Annotated in this window: 16 protein-coding genes; all 16 read left to right on the forward strand. The window is 43.7% G+C overall.

Annotated features, from left to right (window positions below):
- Positions 1 to 53 precede the first annotated feature (53 nt).
- The 16 genes from A4V09_RS00075 (at position 54) to A4V09_RS00155 (ending at position 18,549) form a co-directional block, all read left to right on the forward strand.
- The gene (locus A4V09_RS00075; RefSeq protein ID WP_065540548.1) at positions 54 to 1,367 is read left to right on the forward strand and encodes an ABC transporter substrate-binding protein; all 1,314 of its coding nucleotides are present in this window, start codon (positions 54 to 56) and stop codon (positions 1,365 to 1,367) included.
- Positions 1,368 to 1,474: 107 nt separating this feature from the next.
- Positions 1,475 to 2,362, forward strand: a complete 888-nt coding sequence (locus A4V09_RS00080) for a carbohydrate ABC transporter permease (RefSeq protein WP_065544560.1) — start codon at positions 1,475 to 1,477, stop codon at positions 2,360 to 2,362.
- A gap of 35 nt (positions 2,363 to 2,397) precedes the next feature.
- Positions 2,398 to 3,252: a carbohydrate ABC transporter permease gene (locus A4V09_RS00085; RefSeq protein ID WP_065540549.1), complete on the forward strand. Its 855-nt coding sequence runs from the start codon at positions 2,398 to 2,400 to the stop codon at positions 3,250 to 3,252.
- 23 nt (positions 3,253 to 3,275) lie between these two features.
- The gene (locus tag A4V09_RS00090; RefSeq protein ID WP_065540550.1) at positions 3,276 to 4,589 is read left to right on the forward strand and encodes an alpha-L-fucosidase; all 1,314 of its coding nucleotides are present in this window, start codon (positions 3,276 to 3,278) and stop codon (positions 4,587 to 4,589) included.
- A gap of 21 nt (positions 4,590 to 4,610) precedes the next feature.
- Positions 4,611 to 7,568, forward strand: a complete 2,958-nt coding sequence (locus A4V09_RS00095; RefSeq protein WP_065540551.1) for a glycoside hydrolase family 98 domain-containing protein — start codon at positions 4,611 to 4,613, stop codon at positions 7,566 to 7,568.
- Between the two features lie 274 nt (positions 7,569 to 7,842).
- Complete coding sequence (locus A4V09_RS00100; protein ID WP_065540552.1) at positions 7,843 to 9,090, forward strand: Gfo/Idh/MocA family protein; 1,248 nt, start codon at positions 7,843 to 7,845, stop codon at positions 9,088 to 9,090.
- A gap of 109 nt (positions 9,091 to 9,199) precedes the next feature.
- Positions 9,200 to 9,406: a DUF3788 family protein gene (locus tag A4V09_RS00105; RefSeq protein WP_330396479.1), complete on the forward strand. Its 207-nt coding sequence runs from the start codon at positions 9,200 to 9,202 to the stop codon at positions 9,404 to 9,406.
- A 284-nt stretch (positions 9,407 to 9,690) separates the two neighbouring features.
- Positions 9,691 to 10,401 carry a class I SAM-dependent methyltransferase gene (locus A4V09_RS00110; RefSeq protein WP_065540553.1) on the forward strand — a complete coding sequence of 237 codons (711 nt, stop codon included), beginning with the start codon at positions 9,691 to 9,693 and terminating at the stop codon, positions 10,399 to 10,401.
- Positions 10,402 to 10,541: 140 nt separating this feature from the next.
- Complete coding sequence (locus tag A4V09_RS00115; protein WP_065540554.1) at positions 10,542 to 10,898, forward strand: molecular chaperone Hsp90; 357 nt, start codon at positions 10,542 to 10,544, stop codon at positions 10,896 to 10,898.
- Positions 10,899 to 11,847: 949 nt separating this feature from the next.
- Positions 11,848 to 13,089 carry a group II intron reverse transcriptase/maturase gene (gene ltrA, locus A4V09_RS00125; RefSeq protein WP_065540556.1) on the forward strand — a complete coding sequence of 414 codons (1,242 nt, stop codon included), beginning with the start codon at positions 11,848 to 11,850 and terminating at the stop codon, positions 13,087 to 13,089.
- Between the two features lie 324 nt (positions 13,090 to 13,413).
- Complete coding sequence (gene rpiA / locus A4V09_RS25680; protein ID WP_274537185.1) at positions 13,414 to 13,782, forward strand: ribose 5-phosphate isomerase A; 369 nt, start codon at positions 13,414 to 13,416, stop codon at positions 13,780 to 13,782.
- A 44-nt stretch (positions 13,783 to 13,826) separates the two neighbouring features.
- Positions 13,827 to 13,991, forward strand: a complete 165-nt coding sequence (locus A4V09_RS25685; RefSeq protein WP_274537217.1) for a hypothetical protein — start codon at positions 13,827 to 13,829, stop codon at positions 13,989 to 13,991.
- A gap of 26 nt (positions 13,992 to 14,017) precedes the next feature.
- Entirely contained in the window at positions 14,018 to 14,989 is a 972-nt protein-coding gene (locus A4V09_RS00140) for a beta-propeller fold lactonase family protein (protein WP_065540557.1), read from the forward strand.
- 66 nt (positions 14,990 to 15,055) lie between these two features.
- Entirely contained in the window at positions 15,056 to 16,486 is a 1,431-nt protein-coding gene (gene gnd, locus A4V09_RS00145; RefSeq protein WP_065540558.1) for an NADP-dependent phosphogluconate dehydrogenase, read from the forward strand.
- Positions 16,479 to 17,876, forward strand: coding sequence for a glucose-6-phosphate dehydrogenase (gene zwf, locus A4V09_RS00150; RefSeq protein ID WP_065540559.1), 1,398 nt, complete (start codon positions 16,479 to 16,481; stop codon positions 17,874 to 17,876). The genes gnd and zwf overlap by 8 nt, the downstream gene beginning before the upstream one ends.
- Positions 17,877 to 18,060: 184 nt before the next feature.
- A complete protein-coding gene (locus tag A4V09_RS00155; RefSeq protein ID WP_065540560.1) occupies positions 18,061 to 18,549 on the forward strand; it encodes a helix-turn-helix domain-containing protein in 489 nt (162 codons plus the stop codon).
- The last annotated feature ends 132 nt before the right edge of the window (positions 18,550 to 18,681 follow it).

Here is an 18,681-nt window from a genome sequence, read left to right on the forward strand (position 1 = left end):
ATAGAGGTAAAATGATTTTGCAAAAAGTAAAAACGCACAAAAAGGAGGAAAGTATGAAAAGAAAAGTCGTAAGTATATTATTGATTGCGGCAATGTGTGTGACTGTATTGGCTGGCTGTAGAGGTGGTTCAGATTCAAGTAAAGAAGGAAGTTCCGTTGCCAAGGATGAAGATAACACTCTGGAATTTTATCACGGGTATTATCAGGATGAGAGCGAGTGGGCGGCTGCTCAGGTTATGAGAGATATATATGATCAGTTTGCAGAAGAGCATGGGGACGGGAATGTGACATTCAAAGCAATAGCGGTGGAGAATCGTGACGAGATTGTCAGCGCACAGGTATCTGGCGGCTCTTTCCCGGATATGGTGGACTTTGGCGGTGCCAGAGGATCGCTGACATCGGCTGTGGCACAGAATCTTGTGTATGACCTGAAACCTTATATCGATGAGAATAATCTTGCAGATGCAGTTGGACTGAACTATACACAGAATGACCAGAACGGCCATATTTACTCTGTCCATGATCAGATTGAGAGCCGTGGACTCTGGTACAATTCCGCAGTATTGGAAAAGGCAGGCGTATCTACGGATAAAATATTTGCTGACTGGACCTCTTTTGGGGACGCGATGGACAAGATCAATACGCTGGGTAACGGTATATACGGTTATATTGCAGGCCAGGGATCCCGTCAGATTGTGAATGCAATCATGGGATCTACTGAGAAAGGTAAAGAAATGATAGAATCAGAATTGACTGAGGATACCATTAATTCCAGCGAGTTTGCAGAGGCGTTTAAAACAGCGGCAAAATTGGATCAGGCAAATGGATCTGATCACACGACAGATGACAATGGGAATCTGATGGCTGATTTCAATACAAACGGAACAGTGGGCGTGCTGTTTAATGGAGTGTGGAACGCAGGCGCTATCGCTGAAGCAAACGCAGAAGTGATAGAACCAACGTTGTTTCCAGGTAACATAGCCATTGCATCCGCCGGTGACGGTATTGCGGTCGCTAATGGAATGAGTGAAGAAAAGACAGCGCTCGCTCTGGAATTCGTTAAGTATATGACAAGCGTGGAAGTGCAGGAAAAGATATTTACAGAAGTACAGGCAAAACCGTGCAATACGACATTGGATCTGAATGCGCTGGCCCAAAAGAGTGATAATGCCATAGTTTCCAAGCTGGCAGAAGCATGCTCACAAGTGAATGACGCAGATACAACTGTGATCGATTTGAGCTATACTTGGGGCTCTGATGTAGACAAAGCAATTATCAATGCTCTGATGGAATCAGCAGTAACAGGAACTGATATCGATGCAAGATTTGAGCAGCTTCAGAAAGAACTGTTTGCATTGATCGGATAAGATAAAGTTGAGATTCAGGGAAGGGAGCAGTCCCTTCCCAATTTTAATATATGGAGGTGTTATGATTGGCAAACTCGCGCGTAAGGAAAAGGAAGAATAAGCTTGTGATGCGCAAAACCGGATTTATCATTGCGTTTCTTGCCCCTACTCTGCTTGCATTTTGTATGTTTTATCTGTATCCGATTATTACAGTGTTTATTACATCCTTCTGTAAATGGGATTATACGAATATTGCGAATCCGGAATTCTTTAGCTTCGAGCATCTGTGGGATAATTATGACTATATATTCAATAAATATCCCTTTTTCTGGGAGGCATTGAGAAATTCTACAGTCTGGGCAATTTTGGGAGCTGCAGTGCAGGTTCCTGTGGCAATGCTGATAGCCCTGGCGTTTTCCAGAAAAATGAAAGGGATCAAGTTTGTCCGCAATGTTTATATTATCCCGAATATGATTTCTACAGCTGCTATGGGGATAATTTTCTTACAATTGTATAATCCATCCTACGGAATCATCAATCCTATTATCCGGTTATTTAAAACAGATTTTAATGACAGTGTACTTTTATTAAAGGGGCCGGCATTTATCGCTATGACCTGCGCCTATATTTTCTTTACAGGAACGACCACATTGATGATCTTAGGCAATATTATGGCGGTTCCTGAGGAAGTGCGGGAGGCTGCAATGCTGGATGGCGCGAGCGGACTTAGACAGGACTGGCATATCACGATTCCGATGATTAAAGGGACGCTTAGGACGGTATCCATTATGGCAGCAACTTCTGGTTTCCTGCTCTACAACGAGGTATACTTCCTGACAAAAGGAGCTGCCGGAACGTACAGTGTCAGCTATGTTATCCGTGAATTGGCAATCACTAGTCCGAGAACTCAGTTTGGCAGGGCAAACTCAGTGGCAGTGATACAGATTTTGGCAGGTATGGTGATTATTTTGGTTATCAATCTGGTATACAGCGTATCTTTAAAAAAGAAACGTTAATAGTGGAGTGAAGAAGAAAGAAGTAGGTGATCAGTATGAAGAAAAAAAGACACATAAAAAGTGCGAAAAGTATGCCTGTTGGAACGCGGATCTTCACTTACATCTGCCTTTTGTGGGCGCTGATTGTGGCTTTAGTCCCTCTGATATGGCTTATATTGTCCAGTTTAAAGGAAGATCCTCTGGCAAGACCGGGATTCCAACTTCCAGAATCAATCTACCTGAATGGGTATATCTCCACATTTCGGGATCTCCATGTGCTTAGGTACTTTGGTAACAGTATGTTTGTGGCAGGTGTATCAGTAATTATCAGCGTAGTTATGATCTCTATGTCAGCCTATGTGGTTGCGAGAATGGAATTTAAGGGTAAAACTCTGGTAAGCATACTGTTGTATTCAACTATGTTTATTCCAGCTACCGCTTTGACCTATCCAGTGTATAACCTGATCAACAATCTGAGTCTCTACGATACGAGGGGAGCGCTGATTTTGATCTATTCCTGCAGTGGGATTGCCATTAGTTTTTTTGTCATCAAAAATTATTATGACAATATTCCACGGGATCTGGAGGAAGCGGCGAGAATTGATGGCTGTGGATATGTGCGGACATGGGTTAAGGTGATTTTTCCGATCGCGCGCCCCGGGATTATGACAGCGGCGGTACTTGCATTTTTAAATAACTGGAATGAGTATTACTGGGCATCTCTGGTTTTGATCACTCGTGAGAAGCTGACTGTTCCCTCGCTGCTCTCTACATTTACAACAGCATTTAATACAAACTATAACGGATTATTTTCAGCTATGGTCGTCATTATACTTCCGCCGGTACTTTTGTACTGTATCTTCAGCAAATTCTTTGTAGAGGCATTGTCAGGCGGCGCGGTTAAAGGATAGTGATATAGGAGGAGATAAGTGATATGAATCAGGAAATTAAGAAACGCACAAAGTGGTTTATGGATGCCAGATTTGGCATGTTTATCCATTGGGGGCTGTACTCGATCCCGGCGTGCGGCGAATGGGTGATGTCCCAAAAGGAAATGACAGTGGAAGAATACAGGGGCTATTTTGACCAATTTGACCCAGTGGACTATAACCCGAAGAAATGGGTGCGCCTGGCAAAGAATGCGGGAATGAAATATGTAGTGCTGACAGCGAAGCATCATGACGGTTTTTGCCTGTTTGATTCTAAACTGACCGACTACAAAGCGACAAACACTAAAGCCGGAAGGGATCTTGTCCGGGAGTTTGTGGACGCCTGCCGGGAGGAAGGGCTGAAGGTGGGCCTTTATTTTTCAATTATAGACTGGCATCATCCTGATTTCCCCAAATATGGCGACAAGCAGCACCCCATGCGGAATAACGAGGCATACAAAGATGAGAAGATTGACTTTGACCGGTATCTTGATTATATGCACGGACAAGTCAGAGAGCTTGTAACCAATTACGGGAGACTAGACTTGCTTTGGTTCGATTTCTCCTATGATGATATGACGGGAGAAAAGTGGCGGGCATCTGATTTGATCCGAATGGTTCGCACCTTCCAACCAGATGTGATTATTGATAACCGTCTGGAAGGTGCAGGAGACAACCATGGCAGTATCGCAAAGGAGCATCCATTGATCTACAGCGGCGATTTTGCAAGCCCGGAACAAATCATCCCACCTGAAGGAGTATGTGACGAAAAGGGAGAGCCGATCCCCTGGGAACTTTGCGCCACAATGAATAATCATTGGGGATACTGTAATTTTGATCATCAGTACAAAAGCCCGCAGATGTTGGTGCGAAAACTGGTAGAATGTGTGAGTAAAGGCGGAAATATGATTCTCAACGTAGGTCCGGATGCAAAGGGGAATATTCCGACGGAGAGTGTCGATATTCTTGAGAAAGTAGGAAAATGGATGCAGAAAAATAAAGAGAGCATTTATGGATGTGGAATCTCGAAACTGCAAAAACCAGAATGGGGCAGATATACCCAGAAAGAAAATGTGATTTATGCACATGTATATGAGACGCCTCTGGGAGCACTGCCGCTATATGGAATCCCACCTGAACAATTGGCTGAAGTGACATATTTGGCTGATGGTAGTGAGGTGAATCGCGGGGAGGCGTGGAATACAGCTCTTTATCCGGATGTGGCATTTGTATCGTTTGGTGAAGATCCAGTTTTTACATATCCTCTGCCTGATGAAAAGGATACTGTATTGAAAATCTGCTTAAAAGAATTGATATAATTATGTAATTGGAGGTGCAAAATGATCGGTAAATTGAAATATTCATTTGGGATTTTATTTTGTATGGTTATAATCTTGAGTATTATCCCTTTATCTGTAAAACATGTGCAGGCAGAAGAGAGCACTGAAAGAAAATATTATTTATCAGATTTGGAATGGTATTCTGCTACACATGGAGACGCAGACAATGATAAGACTGTCCAGAAAGATCATCCGTTTACTCCGGGAAACAATGGGGAGGATACAAAGATCAGCCTCCTGATGGAAGATGGGACCACAGAAGTGTTCGATAAAGGATTAGGAACAGTTGCCGCGTCTCCTTCCAGTATTATATATAACATTACAGGTGCAGAAGTAAGTAGATTTACTTGCTACGCAGGTCTTGACAGAACGTCAAATAATACGCTGCCCGGTCATGCGCAGGTGGAGAAGATTGAAGTGATTGCGGATGAGGAGATTGTTTTCAGCACAGAAGATATATATCCCAACGGCATTGACTATAATACTCCCGCTATACTCATAGATATTGATATCGCACAAGATGCAGAGAAAATCGAATTGAGAAGCTATGCCGGAGAACAGACTTGGGGAGATGAAATTGTATATGCTGATGCAAGTTTTATTGCGTCAGGTACATTTCCAAGACCGGATGATTGGACTTCCTATTATTATCTGTCGAATTTGAATTGGACGTCAGCTACCCACGGAGATTCTGACACGAGCAAGCAAGTACAGAAAAACCATCCGTTTACACCGGGAAATAATGGAGAAGATACACCTATCCGGCTGCTAATGCAAAATGGAAATATCCGAACATTTGAAAAAGGCTTAGGAACTGTAGCAGCATATCCTTCAGATATCACTTATAATATCAATGGGGCCGGAGTTTCTGAACTTAAAGCCTACATAGGGATTGACCGAAGCGCAAACTACCAAGCGGCGGGACATGCTGTTGTGGAGAAAATAGAGATTTTAGCGGATGATACGGTTCTATACTCGTCTCAGGAAGACTATCCTGAAGGAATTCTGTATACGACCCCTGCGATCCGCGTAGATGTTGAAGTCCCTGAAAATGCATCTATGCTGCATTTAAGATGTTATGCCGGAGAACAAACCTGGGCAGATGAAATTGTATATGCAGATGCCAAGGTTGTGGCAGAGGGACCGTTTATAGATCCCGATGCGTGGGAACCCGGGGAAAAACGTCGTGAAATATCAAATCAAGTTCCGCTGATGATGATTCCGCTATATGCCAATGGAGAAAAATATGCGCAGGCTGAGCGGCAATATACTTTCTGGGGCGATGATACACTGACAGGCAAATGGGAAGAAGTACCAGACGATCTAAAACCTTACACAGTGATAGAACTGCACCCGGATGATCTGCCAAAACAAAATGGAAGCGCAGCAGATTTCTACGAACATTATCTTGAGGAGGCACAAAATTATGTAAATCCAAAGACTGGGGAAAATGAACCGATTCCACTAGTACTTACTGTGTATACAGCGGGAAATCAATATTACTATACGGCTGCGCATTGGCTTACAACGGCATGGATCGAAGAGATGTATGAACAATATAGTTGTCTGCAGGGGATTTTCTGTACAGAGAATTATTGGGTGTGGGCAAGTGGAATTGAAAATATGGCTGCAGAGTATCTTACTATTTCTGCGAAGCATGGCGGATATTTTATCTGGTCAGAACAAAATAATGGAGCATCCATTGAAAAAGCTATGGGCACACAGGGACAGACTGCTTTTAAAGAGGCGGTGGAAAAATACAGTGATTATTTTATATTCATGTACAAAAATACACCTGCCGCAGAGGGGAATGATGCACCGACAAGCAGTTATATGACAGGTCTATGGCTTGCTGACTATGTCTATCAGTGGGGTGGACTTATGGATACATGGAAATGGTATGAGACAGGGAAATGGAAACTGTTTGAGAGTGATAATATAGGAAAAACACAGGGGAACCGCCAGTGGCTGTCTGAACCTGAAGCACTATTAGGAATCGAGGCTATGATGATCTACCTCAATGGAGGATGTGTATATAACTTTGAGCATCCAGCGTATACCTATGGCGTAAAAAATGAACAATCTCCACTATACACGAATGTAATACAGGAATTTTTCAGATATGCAGTTGAGAATCCCGCCCCGACTAAAGATGAAATGTTGAGCTCCACAAAGACTATAATACATGGTAATCTGTCTTCCATGGGGAACGGAAACTTTTTTGTAGGCCTGAACACGGAAATGACACAGTCTCCAACTTATATCACGGGAAGATATGGGAATATTCCAGCAGTTCCTTCTTCGATCTCCTCGTCTGTCCTCGAAGAAAAATTTAGGGGGACAGAGATCGAAATCGTGGAACAGGGGGATGAAAGGATCCAAAACACAGAGAAGAGACAGATATACTTTAATAGTCTTTATGAGGACATGTATGACGGAGATATTTTTGCGCAGAAATTAGAAGATACTTGGTATGTATATAATTACAAGTATAATGAGGATGTGGATCAGATCGCAGAAAATATGAGTCTCTCTGTACCGGGTGTAACTGGTGGAGAATGGAATGTTTCTGCGGTGCTGGAACCTCATACATATCTAATCTTAAAAGAGGAAACAGACGGTATAACTGTCAGATTAAACAATTACCGGACAAATAAAGATGAACTGTGGGAAGGTGCACAGAACGCTTCTGAAGCGGCGGTGCTGCCTGAGATGAGTAAAAAAGACGCTCTTTCATGGGTGTATACTAATTATATTAATAATACCCAGGATCAGGAACGAAGAACGACCACGATTACATTGACTAATCTGGAAAATGAGCCGACAATAAGTAATGTATCAGGCTTGGAAGGTAACTACACGACTCCTGAGATTGTATACGATGCAGAAACAAAAACAGCAACCATTACAGTAATCAGCAATGGTTATGTATACTTCGATATAATGGCAGAGTCGTGACCATATGAAACTTATGTCATAATAAACAAAAATACGACTTATCAGATGAGGATAACTGGCACTGGTTTTCTGCTGCATTTATACAATGGTGTGTGAAAATTGACTACCACATGGGCAGAACGCTTGTCTACTATGAGGGGGGATGAGCGGGGACCATGCAGTGTATTCCGGTGCTGCGTTAAAATATGCGGGAATTCCTGTTCCGGTTGTAATTGAAGCGTATTATGCGTGGCAGTATTTTTTCAGAGTTTGAAAAGAAGGAGGAAATCAAAGCATGAAACAGGTAACGAGTGTGCTGATTGGCGCGGGATTACGGGGCGGGTATGTCTATTCCCGATATGCGTTGGAACATCCGAATGAACTAAAAGTAGTGGCAGTGGCTGAACCTGACCAGATCCGGCGGGAAGCATTCGCCTTCAGGCACAATATTCCGAAAGATATGCAGTTTAAAAGTTATGAGGAACTGTTGAGCAGGGAACGTATGGCGGACTGTGCCATGATCTGTACACAGGATAGGATGCACGCTGAACCGGTTATCAGAGCAATGGAAAAGGGGTATCATGTATTGTGCGAGAAACCTATGTCTCCGGAAAAAGATGAAATTTTAAAGATGGGGGAATTTTCCCGCAAATATAACCGTATCCTTTCCGTATGTCATGTGTTGCGTTATTCACCGTTTTTTACAAGTGTGAAGTCGCTGCTTGAGGAAGGGAGAATCGGGCAATTAATGAGTATACAGCATATCGAAGAGGTGGGGTATTGGCACCAAGCCCATAGCTTTGTTAGGGGAAACTGGAGGAATGCAAAAGAATCTAGTCCTATGATCTTGCAGAAATGCTGTCATGATATGGATATTCTTCTGTGGCTTTCCGGCAGTCATTGTAAAACAATCAGTTCCTGCGGCGGTTTGACTTACTTCAAAGAACAAAATGCTCCGTCAGAAGCCCCCGGATATTGTATGGATGGGTGTGACCACAGGGATGACTGTCCATTTTATGCCCCTAAATTTTATCTGGAACATCCAAAGGCGGAAGAAGACGGGTTGATCTATGCAGTGACAGATATGACAGATACAGATTCTATTCTCAGGGCACTGCGCAGAGGCCCTTACGGAAGATGTGTCTTTCACTGCGACAATACAGTGGTGGACCACCAGTCTGTGGAAATTGAGTTTGAAAACGAAGTGACGGCTTCCTTTTTAATGACAGCTTTCACTAATCGATGTGCAAGGCGAATCCGGTTGATGGGGACGAAAGGTGAACTAAGTGGTGATATGGAGGCTGGTACTATAGAGCTTATTGATTTTGTGAGTAACTCATTAGAAGTGATTCAGCTTCATACTTCTGCAAAAGGACACAGTGGAAGTGACATGAGTATGATGCGTGATTTTGTGAAAATGATCGGTGAAGGAAAGCCGGGAAAAACAGATGCTTCCATGTCAGTGGAAAGCCATCTCATGGCACTTGCAGCGGAAGATGCCAGAGTAAACAAAGTGACAGTTGACTTTAAGGAGTATGTATAAGTTGACAGAAGTTCCTAAAAGGAATTCAAGGATGCCTTCAGCGTGGAAAATCCCAAGGGATATGAGAATGAAGAGGTTTATATGATGAATTGGGCTGCGCTATATTAAAGTGATATCTCCATCTTTGGAGCAAGTCGCAGAATATATTAACAATCCGTTATGGGTAGAGTTTAATAGCCGTATACAGTCCGCTTACCAAGTAAAACCCTGCATGGAATATAGCCGTTGTTCCATGCAGGCAGGCTGGTATGAAATACAAAAAGAGTGGGAAATCTTTCTGCACGCTTTATCCCATGCAAGGATATTAGTGAGCTGATTGTTTCTATAAATTTGGAGTGATAAAGAGGTTTGCCATGCCTCGCAAAGTCGCATAAACACTGGATGTGTGGAGTTTTGCTCATGGCTATTAAGTTTAATATTGGAGGCGATAATAGACTACTGGTAATTTTAGAGAATAGCCGTTGGGCGGTAGGCAGTGTCTACGTTTTGTCAACCTCGTACAGATTTTGTGTGGCAACAGTGTATAAAATATGATACAATATATAAACGAGACACCGAAGTAAGCCCTTCTGGCTCCAGGATCAACAGCTGCCGAAGGAGATGAAAAACATAAACAGTCATTTAAAAGCAATAGCGCAGTCCTATGACAGAGCAATTGAATTAGGAAGAAACGGTATCAACTCATACAATAATTTACCGGAATATCTAAAGAAGGATCCGGATTATATTAATTTTCAAACAGCAAGAGAAAACGGTTTAGATTCAGACAGCGGGCGTATAGAAATCAAAGCATTTCTGTCACCAGCAGTAAACGCAAAATTCGTTGATTTAGGGTGTTGTCTGAATCTAATGTTTAATGGGTATGATCAATGGCCATCCACCTATTACGGGGTTGACATAAGTACCGAAACAATAAAGCTTCTCAGGGAGTTTTCCGAAAAGAAAAGACTCCGTGTAGGTAAGCTGCACTGCGGAAGCATACATGAAACACCTTTTGAGGACAATTATTTCGATATAGGGGCCTGTATAGGTGTTCTGGAATATTATGAAAAAGCATTTGTCAGGGAAGTTCTTATTGAAATCCATAGGATACTGAAGCCTTATAGTAAATTTGTTCTGGATATTCCTGATAATGCAGGAAAAATGCATCACTTTATGAATTTGGTTGAGACATCTATGGGCAGGCCTGATAAATTCGACATGTCCATTGAGGAATTTGAAGAAATTCTCTTTGATTTCTTTGAAATAGAAAAGAAAGAAAAGATAGATGCTGTGTCGATGGTGCAATATTTTTTGAAACGCAAAGCTTAATCTTCTCTCAAAGAGCAGCTTTCTATTTTGTGCCCGATCGGCAGAGTATAAAATAAAAATTAAATATCAACCATATCTTCTAATTGCATCCCTTTTATGGTAAAATATAGATATTCCAAAAGAAAGAAGGTATGTCAATTATGGAAAAAGAAGTATTAGATTTTGTAGTTGGGAAAACGCATGATTTAATGAATGCGGCATCATGCAGCAGTGAGGCAAAAACAGCAGCTCAGGCTTGGCTGGATGCGGTTGGGACGGAAAATGAGGCAGAAGAAACTAAAAAATACATAGCTGAGCTGGAAGCAGATATTATGCCCGTTGACGGTTTGATCGCTTTTGCAGAGTCTGATGCCGGTGCACAGGTTTTCGGAGCTGATACTGCGAAGAATGTTGCAGCACACGCAAAGGAGATCAAGGCAGCCGGAGCAAAATACTGTGACTGCCCGGCATGTGCAGCCGCAGAAGCAATTCTCGAAAAGAAAGACTGCCTTATTTAATTCTTGACATAGAAAGTACGCAGAGCGTGCTTTCTGTCGTTGCCAAAACGAAATTGACAGCCAGAACGTTTTACAGAGCACCCGTCAGAGATGATGGGTGCTCTGTTTATTGTGCGCCTGGCGGCGCACGTTATTAACGGGTGAGAGTCCCCAAGGATAGATGAGTGGGCAAGGCGGAGAATCAGAGCGGTCTACTGGAAACAATGGAAGAAAATCAAGACAAAATACCGAATGCTTAGAGGCTTAAAATTAGAGCATTGGAAAGCAAAGGAACTGGCTAATAGTAGAAAAGGATATTGGAGAATGGCGAAAGTTCTAAACCCAATACTCTCAAATAAAATAATAGCCAAGCTGGGATATACACCCATGCTTGACTATTATCTGATAGTTTGTGAAAACGAAGGAACCGTCTTGGTACCGAACGGTATGCCAGGTGGTGGTGTGCCATGCAAGGCATACAGAAGATGAAGGTAGGTCCTTCGACAGGAATTGAACAGGCAAGCCTGTCAAATCACTCTAATGCTGCTGTGATTCAGGTCATGGTAGTGAGCGATTAGAGAAAAGGTTGTACAAACAATCAGATATGATACATGAAGATGAATGAAAATGAACCATTGAAGAAGTGTCGAAAGCGTAAGATTTCTGCAAAACTTACTTTTCACCACTGAGTAAGGATGAGGATGGAGGAAACCTGTAAAGCTGACCATCCGTGGAACGGCATTAAGATGGCATGAGCATGTATCAGGCTTCTGTGTGAAACATGGGAACCTGTAGAATAATGAAAATCGAAAAGATTCAAGTCACAGAAAGATAAGGTCGAAAGTAGAGACGTATTCTACAGGGGCGGAGTTACTCGTAGTAGTGTTGAAGTTGTTGTAATGACAATGGAGCAAAGGGGTAACATCATTCTGCTTGATACTGAAAACAACTAGGAAACTAGGAGGATTTGATGAGCGAGAGCAAACAATACGAAATACCAAAGAAAGTGGTTATTGAAGCTTATAAGAGAGTAAAAGCAAACAAAGGAAGTGCGGGAATTGATGGTATAGATTTTGAACAGTTTGAAAAGAAACTGAATAATAATCTATATAAGATATGGAATCGAATGAGTTCAGGAAGTTATTTTCCATCTCCGGTATTAGCGGTAGAAATACCAAAGAAAACTGGTGGAACCAGGAGATTGGGCATACCAACTATTACAGATAGAATTGCACAGATGGCTGCAAGAATGTATGTAGAACCTGTGGTAGAGCCCATGTTTTGCGATGACTCATATGGGTACAGACCAAACAAGTCTGCAATTGATGCAATAGCAACAGCAAGAAAGCGATGTTGGAGATATGATTATGTCATTGAATTAGATGTAAAAGGATTGTTCGATAACATCGATCATGAACTTCTAATGAAGGTTGTAGCAAGGCATGTAAAAGAAGAATGGATATGTCTCTATATAAAACGATGGCTAGAAATTCCGTTTGTAACAAGAGAGGGGCATGTAATTGAGAGATTGTCTGGGACACCACAAGGAGGAGTAATAAGTCCAGTTTTAGCAAACATGTTTTTGCATTATGTATTCGATATGTGGATGGAAAGAAATTTCCCACAAGCACCATTTGAAAGATATGCGGATGATGGATTAATACATTGCCGTACAAAAGAGGAAGCTATCTTCATAAAAGAAAAGTTAGCAAATAGACTTGAGGAATGTAAGCTAGAACTGCATCCTATTAAAACAAGAATAGTGTATTGTAAGGATAAGGACAGAACCAGGGAGGAAGAACTTACAGAGTTCGATTTTCTTGGTTATACATTCAAAGCAGTATACATCATGTGTAAAGATGGAAAAATCAGACATAACTTTATTGCATCTGTAAGCAACTCTTCATCTAAAAGCTTTCGAGAAAAAATAAAGGCTATGGAAGTTCATAAGAGGACAGGGTGCAAAATAGACATCATAGCAGAAATGCTGAATCCCTTAATTCGTGGTTGGATGAACTATTTTGGTAAGTTCAATCCATCGGCAATGAAGGGAACGTTACAATGTATTGAAAGAAGACTTGTGAAATGGGCTATGTGTAAGTACAAGAACTTTCGAGGTAGACGACGTAGAGCAGAGAAATGGCTCTACACCGTGAGACAGCGAGAGCCAAAACTGTTTGCTCACTGGAGCAATTTATATTCGTATTGTTGAATGATAAGAGCCGTATGAAAGGAGACTTTCACGTACGGTTCCGGGAGAAGTTTGAGGTGAAAGTCCTCTTACTTACTCGACTGAGAGGTCGGCTAGTCACTTGATGACTAGCCTCCTACTCGATTTATTCCCAAAATACATTGACAAACAAAACTGTAACAATTATAATTACATTAATACAACATAGTTACCTCACATGTAAAAGCACAAGAGTGAGATTCATCCATTTGGGGAATAACAAAAAGGGGCGGGAAAAGGAACAGGAAAAAAGAGCAGCAAAAACAACAGGCAGCCCAAACCGCAGCAAATCACATCAAAGAAGGCATGACAATTGGACTTGGTTCCGGAACCACTGCCCATTATCTGATCCTGGAAGCAGGAAAAAAATATGCACAGGGACTTCATTTTTACGGGATAGCCACATCAAGGGAATCGGAACAACTGGCAGCATCACTGGGAATACCGCTTCTTGAACCCAAGCAGGCAGGGAAGATTCACCTGGCGATTGACGGTGTGGATGAAATAGACAGGGATCACAGAGCAGTCAAAGGCGGCGGCGGTGCGTTTTTGAGAGAAAAGATCATTGCATCCTGGGCAGATGATGTCATCTGGATCATGGATGAGAGCAAAATGGTAGAACACCTGGGAACCTTTCCGTTCCCTGTTGAGACAGTACCTTTTGGTATGCCGTAAACGGGTCACCCTGTCTGACAGACAGCGGGAACCATATTCTGGACATACAGTTTGCACAGGATGCGGATATTTCCGCAGCGGCAGAGAGAATCCGTAAAATGCCGGGGGTTGTGGAGACCGGGTATTTGGGACAGATGTGCAGCCGTATTGTGGCAGGCACCTCTTCCGGAGTCAAAGTCATGGAAAACCCGCATAGAGTGATAGAGTAAGAACAACTGGTCAGGAGGCGCAGGTCATGGGAAAAATAAATGGATTTATCGGCACATATGCTTCTGAAAATAGTAAAGGCGTATACCGGTTTACATTTGATACAGTCAGCGGGACTTTAGGAAAACCGGAATTATTCTATGAAGCAAGAGACGCAAAATGGATATCCCTATATAAAAATATCATGGCAGTACCTGTGGCAAAACATGCATGGGCCGGCATCTGCCTTTTAGATATATCGGGCGGAAAGGCTGAATTTCTGGGAGAAGTTCTGGCGGAAAAACATACGCCCTGCTATATCCTTCAGGATGAGACACATGTATATACCGCCAACTATCATGAAGGCCTGGTCATGATATATGAGAAAAGGCAGGGACAGAGGGATGCGCTTTGCCCTGTGAAAAAGATTGTCACAGCACCGCGGGCAGGCTGCCACCAGATCCTGTTTCACGGTCCGCTTATGCTGGTTCCCTGCCTGACGCTTGATCGTATTTTGTGTTATGACAGAACCCGGAATTTTGAAAAAACCGGGGAACTGCTTTTTCCGGAAAACAGTGGTCCCAGGCATGGAATATTTAACCGGGCCCACAGTAAATTCTGGGTTGTCAGCGAGTGGAGCAATGAAGTTTATTACTTTGCAGTAAAAGAAGACAAGTTTCAGCTCAAGGAGACATTTCCGCTACTGCAGAGGGAGGCAGGGGCAGCCGCGGCTGTCCGTTTATCCGGTGATGAACGCTTTCTGTACATTTCCCTGCGGGGAGCAGACCAGATCGCAGTATTGGCAGTGGAGGCAGAACATTTAAATCTGGTGGAACGCGTGTCCAGCCAGGGGGAACATCCCCGGGATTTTATACTCAGCAGTGACGGACAATTTGTATTGACCGTAAACAGGAGCCGGGGCGGGCTTGTCAGTATGAAAAGAGACCTTAAGAGCGGAAAGATTGTGAAAATAATAGGACAGACAGATATTCCCCAAGGAGTATCTGTGACACTGGTATGATTTCCGGCTGGTTACCCGGAGTTTCACCGGGAGTGGCGCGGAAATGAAGGAAAAAGGAGGCAGACCATGCAGAAAACAGATATAGGAATCATAGGCCTGGCAGTGATGGGCAGAAGTCTGGCATTAAATATGGCGGACCATGGGTATAAAGTAGGAGGATACAACAGGAGCAAAGAGGTGACAGACACGGTCATGAGGGAGCATCCTCATAAAAATCTCATACCATTTTATACCTTGGAGGAATTGGTGGGATCCCAGGAACACCCCAGAAAATTCATGATGATGGTGAAAGCCGGAAATCCGGTAGATGCAGTGATCGCCCAACTGGAACCGCTTCTGGATGAGGGGGACATTCTTATTGACGGAGGAAATTCTTTCTTTGAAGATACCAGAAGGCGCACAGAGGCGCTTGCACAAAAAGGGATTCATTACTTTGGCGTGGGAGTTTCCGGCGGTGAAAAAGGAGCGCGGTTCGGCCCGTCCATTATGCCGGGTGGAAATGAACAGGCATATAAGGCTGTGGCACCTATACTGGAGGCGGTCGCAGCAAAGGCACAGGGAGAGCCGTGCTGCGCATACATGGGACCTGACGGGGCGGGACACTATGTGAAAATGGTACACAATGGGATTGAGTACGCGGACATGCAGCTTATCGCAGAGTCTTACCTGCTGTTAAAATACGCGGGGGGATTTACCAATGAGGAACTGGCTGATGAGTTTGCCAAATGGAATCAGGGTGAACTGAAAAGCTTTCTCATCGGTATTACGGCCGGGATTTTCAGTGAAGCGGATGATTTTGAAGAAGGCAGGCTGGTGGATTATATTGTGGACAGTGCAGGGCAGAAGGGCACCGGAAGGTGGACAAGTCTGGAATCCCTGAAACAGGGTGTAAATGTTTCCATGATAACGGCTGCCTGCAATGCCAGGATCATGTCAAACCGCCTGGAGGAGCGCACAGCAGCGGAAAAAGTCATATGGGGACCAAAAACCATGGAGGGGTCACGGAAGACACCTGTGCAGAAAGAAACCTTCGCAGAACTGGTGAGGGAAGGACTTTACGCGGCGAAGATCGTAGCTTATGCCCAGGGATTTGACCTATTGTCCCATGCCTCCTCTGAATATGGATGGAATCTTGACTTCGGCAGGATCGCCGCCATATTCCGGGCCGGCTGTATTATTCAGGCAGAGTTTCTCAACGACATCACCAGAGCATTTGAGAAGAATCCCAAACTGACCAACCTGATCCTGGACGGATTTTTTCTGGACAAGATCAATAAAAACCAGGAGAGCCTGCGCAGCATCTTATCCTGCGGCATCTTGTCAGGGATTCCCATGCCAGCCATGAGCCAGGCCGCAGCCTATCTGGATGCATTCAGAGGAATGCCTGTGGGAGCCAATCTGATTCAGGCACAGAGGGATTGTTTTGGTGCCCACACCTATGAGAGGGTTGACAGGCAGGGAACCTTCCATCATGAATGGGGGCAGGGATATGAATAAAAAACTCACATTTACCATATTCGGAGGTACCGGTGACCTGACTTTCCGGAAACTGCTTCCGGCGCTCTACAATATGTCCGTGACAAGCAAAAGGGAATCTGTGGGACAGGTGATCATCATTGGCAGAAGAGATTATACCAGTGAGCAGTACCGGGTCATCGCCAGGGACTGGGTGGAAAAATTTGCCCGACTGCCGTACACAGAAAAAGATTATGACAGGCTGGCAGCAGGTGTTTTCTACTATAAGATGGATTTTACCGATGAAAAAGCCTATACACAGCTCAACGAGTTTTACGAAGAGATGGAGGCTGAAAGCCATATATTCTATTTTGCGGTTGCCCCCAGATTTTTTTCATCCATTGTGACAGGACTGGCCCATGTGGAACATGCCTGCCATGGAAAAGTGGTTCTGGAGAAGCCTTTTGGTGAAAATCTGACAGCGGCAAAAGAGCTGAATGAGAAGATGGAAAGCTTTTTCCGCCCGGATAACATTTACCGGATTGACCACTACCTGGGGAAGGAAATGGTGCGGAATATACAGACCATACGGTTTGCCAATCCTATTTTTTCGGGGGTCTGGGATGCAGAACACATTGACTGTATACAGATATCTGCCCTGGAGGAAGTTGGGGTGGAGACGAGAGGCGGATATTATGACCACAGCGGGGCCATGAAAGATATGGTGCAGAATCATCTGTTTCAGATCCTTTCCATAGTGGCGATGGAACAGCCGGGGGACCTGATGCTTGCAGGTGAAGAAATGCACAGGGAACAAATCCGTGTCCTGTCTTCCCTTAATATGCCTGAGGATATTGAGGACAGCCTCGTCCTGGGACAGTATAGAGGCTACAGGGAAGAAAAAGCAGTGGCGGAGGATTCCCTGACGGAAAGTTATGCAGCCATGAAGGTTTTCCTTGACAATGACAGGTGGAAAGACATGCCTTTTTATATCCGGACAGGGAAAAAACTGGGTCACCGTGAAATGCAGGTACTTGTGGTATTTAAAACCGCAGCCCCTCATGTACAGTCCAATATATTAAATATTAAGATACAGCCCACAGAAGGGGTCTATCTGCAGTTTAATATTAAAAAACCGGGTGAGGAAGATGAGATTGCCCAGGCAAAAATGGATTTCTGCCAGAGCTGTTCTTTTATTAACCAGATGAACACGCCGGAGGCATATGAGCGGCTTTTGGGAGCCTGCGTCAGAGGCGAACGGTTCTGGTTTTCCCAGTGGGACCAGATTGAGGCCAGTTGGAAATATGTAGACGAGATTCGCAAGAGATATCATGACAAGAAGCTTCCGGTCTATGCGTATGAACCGGGCAGCTATGGCCCCCATGCGGCAGATAAGATGCTGGAAAAAGCAGGGGACCACTGGCTGGACTGAAGATTATGTGAAGCTTACTCCCAAGGCATCGGCCTATCTGGATGAGTAGTATCTGAAAAACAGCTCACAGAGGAAGAGGCATTTCCCCTGTATGCACCTGCTGGTTGCCCAATTATACGGCAGACTTGCTGGTGTGCAACCACCATGTTTGTTATAGTTGGGGAAACAAAAGGAGGAAATATAAATGAATGTATCAGAAAAGATATTACAGCTTAGAAAAGCCAAGGGTCTCACACAGGAGGAGCTGGCAGAAAAGCTCAATGTCTCCAGACAGTCAGTCTCAAAATGGGAGTCAGGTCAGTCTGTACCGGAATTAGAAAAGCTTGTGGCGCTGAGTGGGATTTTTGAAGTGACTACCGATTATCTGCTGAAGCCCTTAGAACTGGATGAGCTTTCTATTAAAACAGAAATGCTGGAAAAACAGCAGCAGGAACTTGCAAGGGAGAGCAGGAAGAGAAAAGAAAAACAATTTTGTGTTCTGAGTTGTGTGGGTATTTATCTTGCAGCCATTGCGCTTATTGTGCTTCTGAGGGGGATTTCCCTTGAAAACGATTTTTTGTGGGAAATATTTCCCGGACTTACACTGCCGTTTATTATATTGGCAGCAGCCACGGCAGTCGCTATCATGGTTTGTCTTCATCACAGAGACAAATATGATTCAGCCTCACATTAAAGAGTGCAGATAACAGGAGTCGTAAAATCATTATAACAAGCAGGTCTGGCAGTTCATACAAAATGGCAGAACCTGCTTTTTGTAGTTGAAGAACCTATATGAACAATATCATATAAATTCTGTGGCTAAGAT

It is taken from the genome of Blautia pseudococcoides (genome assembly GCF_001689125.2).
GTDB classification, from domain to species: Bacteria; Bacillota; Clostridia; order Lachnospirales; family Lachnospiraceae; genus Blautia; species Blautia pseudococcoides.

Coding starts and splice junctions, on each gene's coding strand:
- A4V09_RS00075 (WP_065540548.1), top strand. CDS start 54: ATGAAAAGAAAAGTCGTAAGTATATTATTGATTGCGGCAATGTGTGTG.
- A4V09_RS00080 (WP_065544560.1), top strand. CDS start 1,475: ATGCGCAAAACCGGATTTATCATTGCGTTTCTTGCCCCTACTCTGCTT.
- A4V09_RS00085 (WP_065540549.1), top strand. CDS start 2,398: ATGAAGAAAAAAAGACACATAAAAAGTGCGAAAAGTATGCCTGTTGGA.
- A4V09_RS00090 (WP_065540550.1), top strand. CDS start 3,276: ATGAATCAGGAAATTAAGAAACGCACAAAGTGGTTTATGGATGCCAGA.
- A4V09_RS00095 (WP_065540551.1), top strand. CDS start 4,611: ATGATCGGTAAATTGAAATATTCATTTGGGATTTTATTTTGTATGGTT.
- A4V09_RS00100 (WP_065540552.1), top strand. CDS start 7,843: ATGAAACAGGTAACGAGTGTGCTGATTGGCGCGGGATTACGGGGCGGG.
- A4V09_RS00110 (WP_065540553.1), top strand. CDS start 9,691: ATGAAAAACATAAACAGTCATTTAAAAGCAATAGCGCAGTCCTATGAC.
- A4V09_RS00115 (WP_065540554.1), top strand. CDS start 10,542: ATGGAAAAAGAAGTATTAGATTTTGTAGTTGGGAAAACGCATGATTTA.
- ltrA (WP_065540556.1), top strand. CDS start 11,848: ATGAGCGAGAGCAAACAATACGAAATACCAAAGAAAGTGGTTATTGAA.
- rpiA (WP_274537185.1), top strand. CDS start 13,414: ATGACAATTGGACTTGGTTCCGGAACCACTGCCCATTATCTGATCCTG.
- A4V09_RS00140 (WP_065540557.1), top strand. CDS start 14,018: ATGGGAAAAATAAATGGATTTATCGGCACATATGCTTCTGAAAATAGT.
- gnd (WP_065540558.1), top strand. CDS start 15,056: ATGCAGAAAACAGATATAGGAATCATAGGCCTGGCAGTGATGGGCAGA.
- zwf (WP_065540559.1), top strand. CDS start 16,479: ATGAATAAAAAACTCACATTTACCATATTCGGAGGTACCGGTGACCTG.
- A4V09_RS00155 (WP_065540560.1), top strand. CDS start 18,061: ATGAATGTATCAGAAAAGATATTACAGCTTAGAAAAGCCAAGGGTCTC.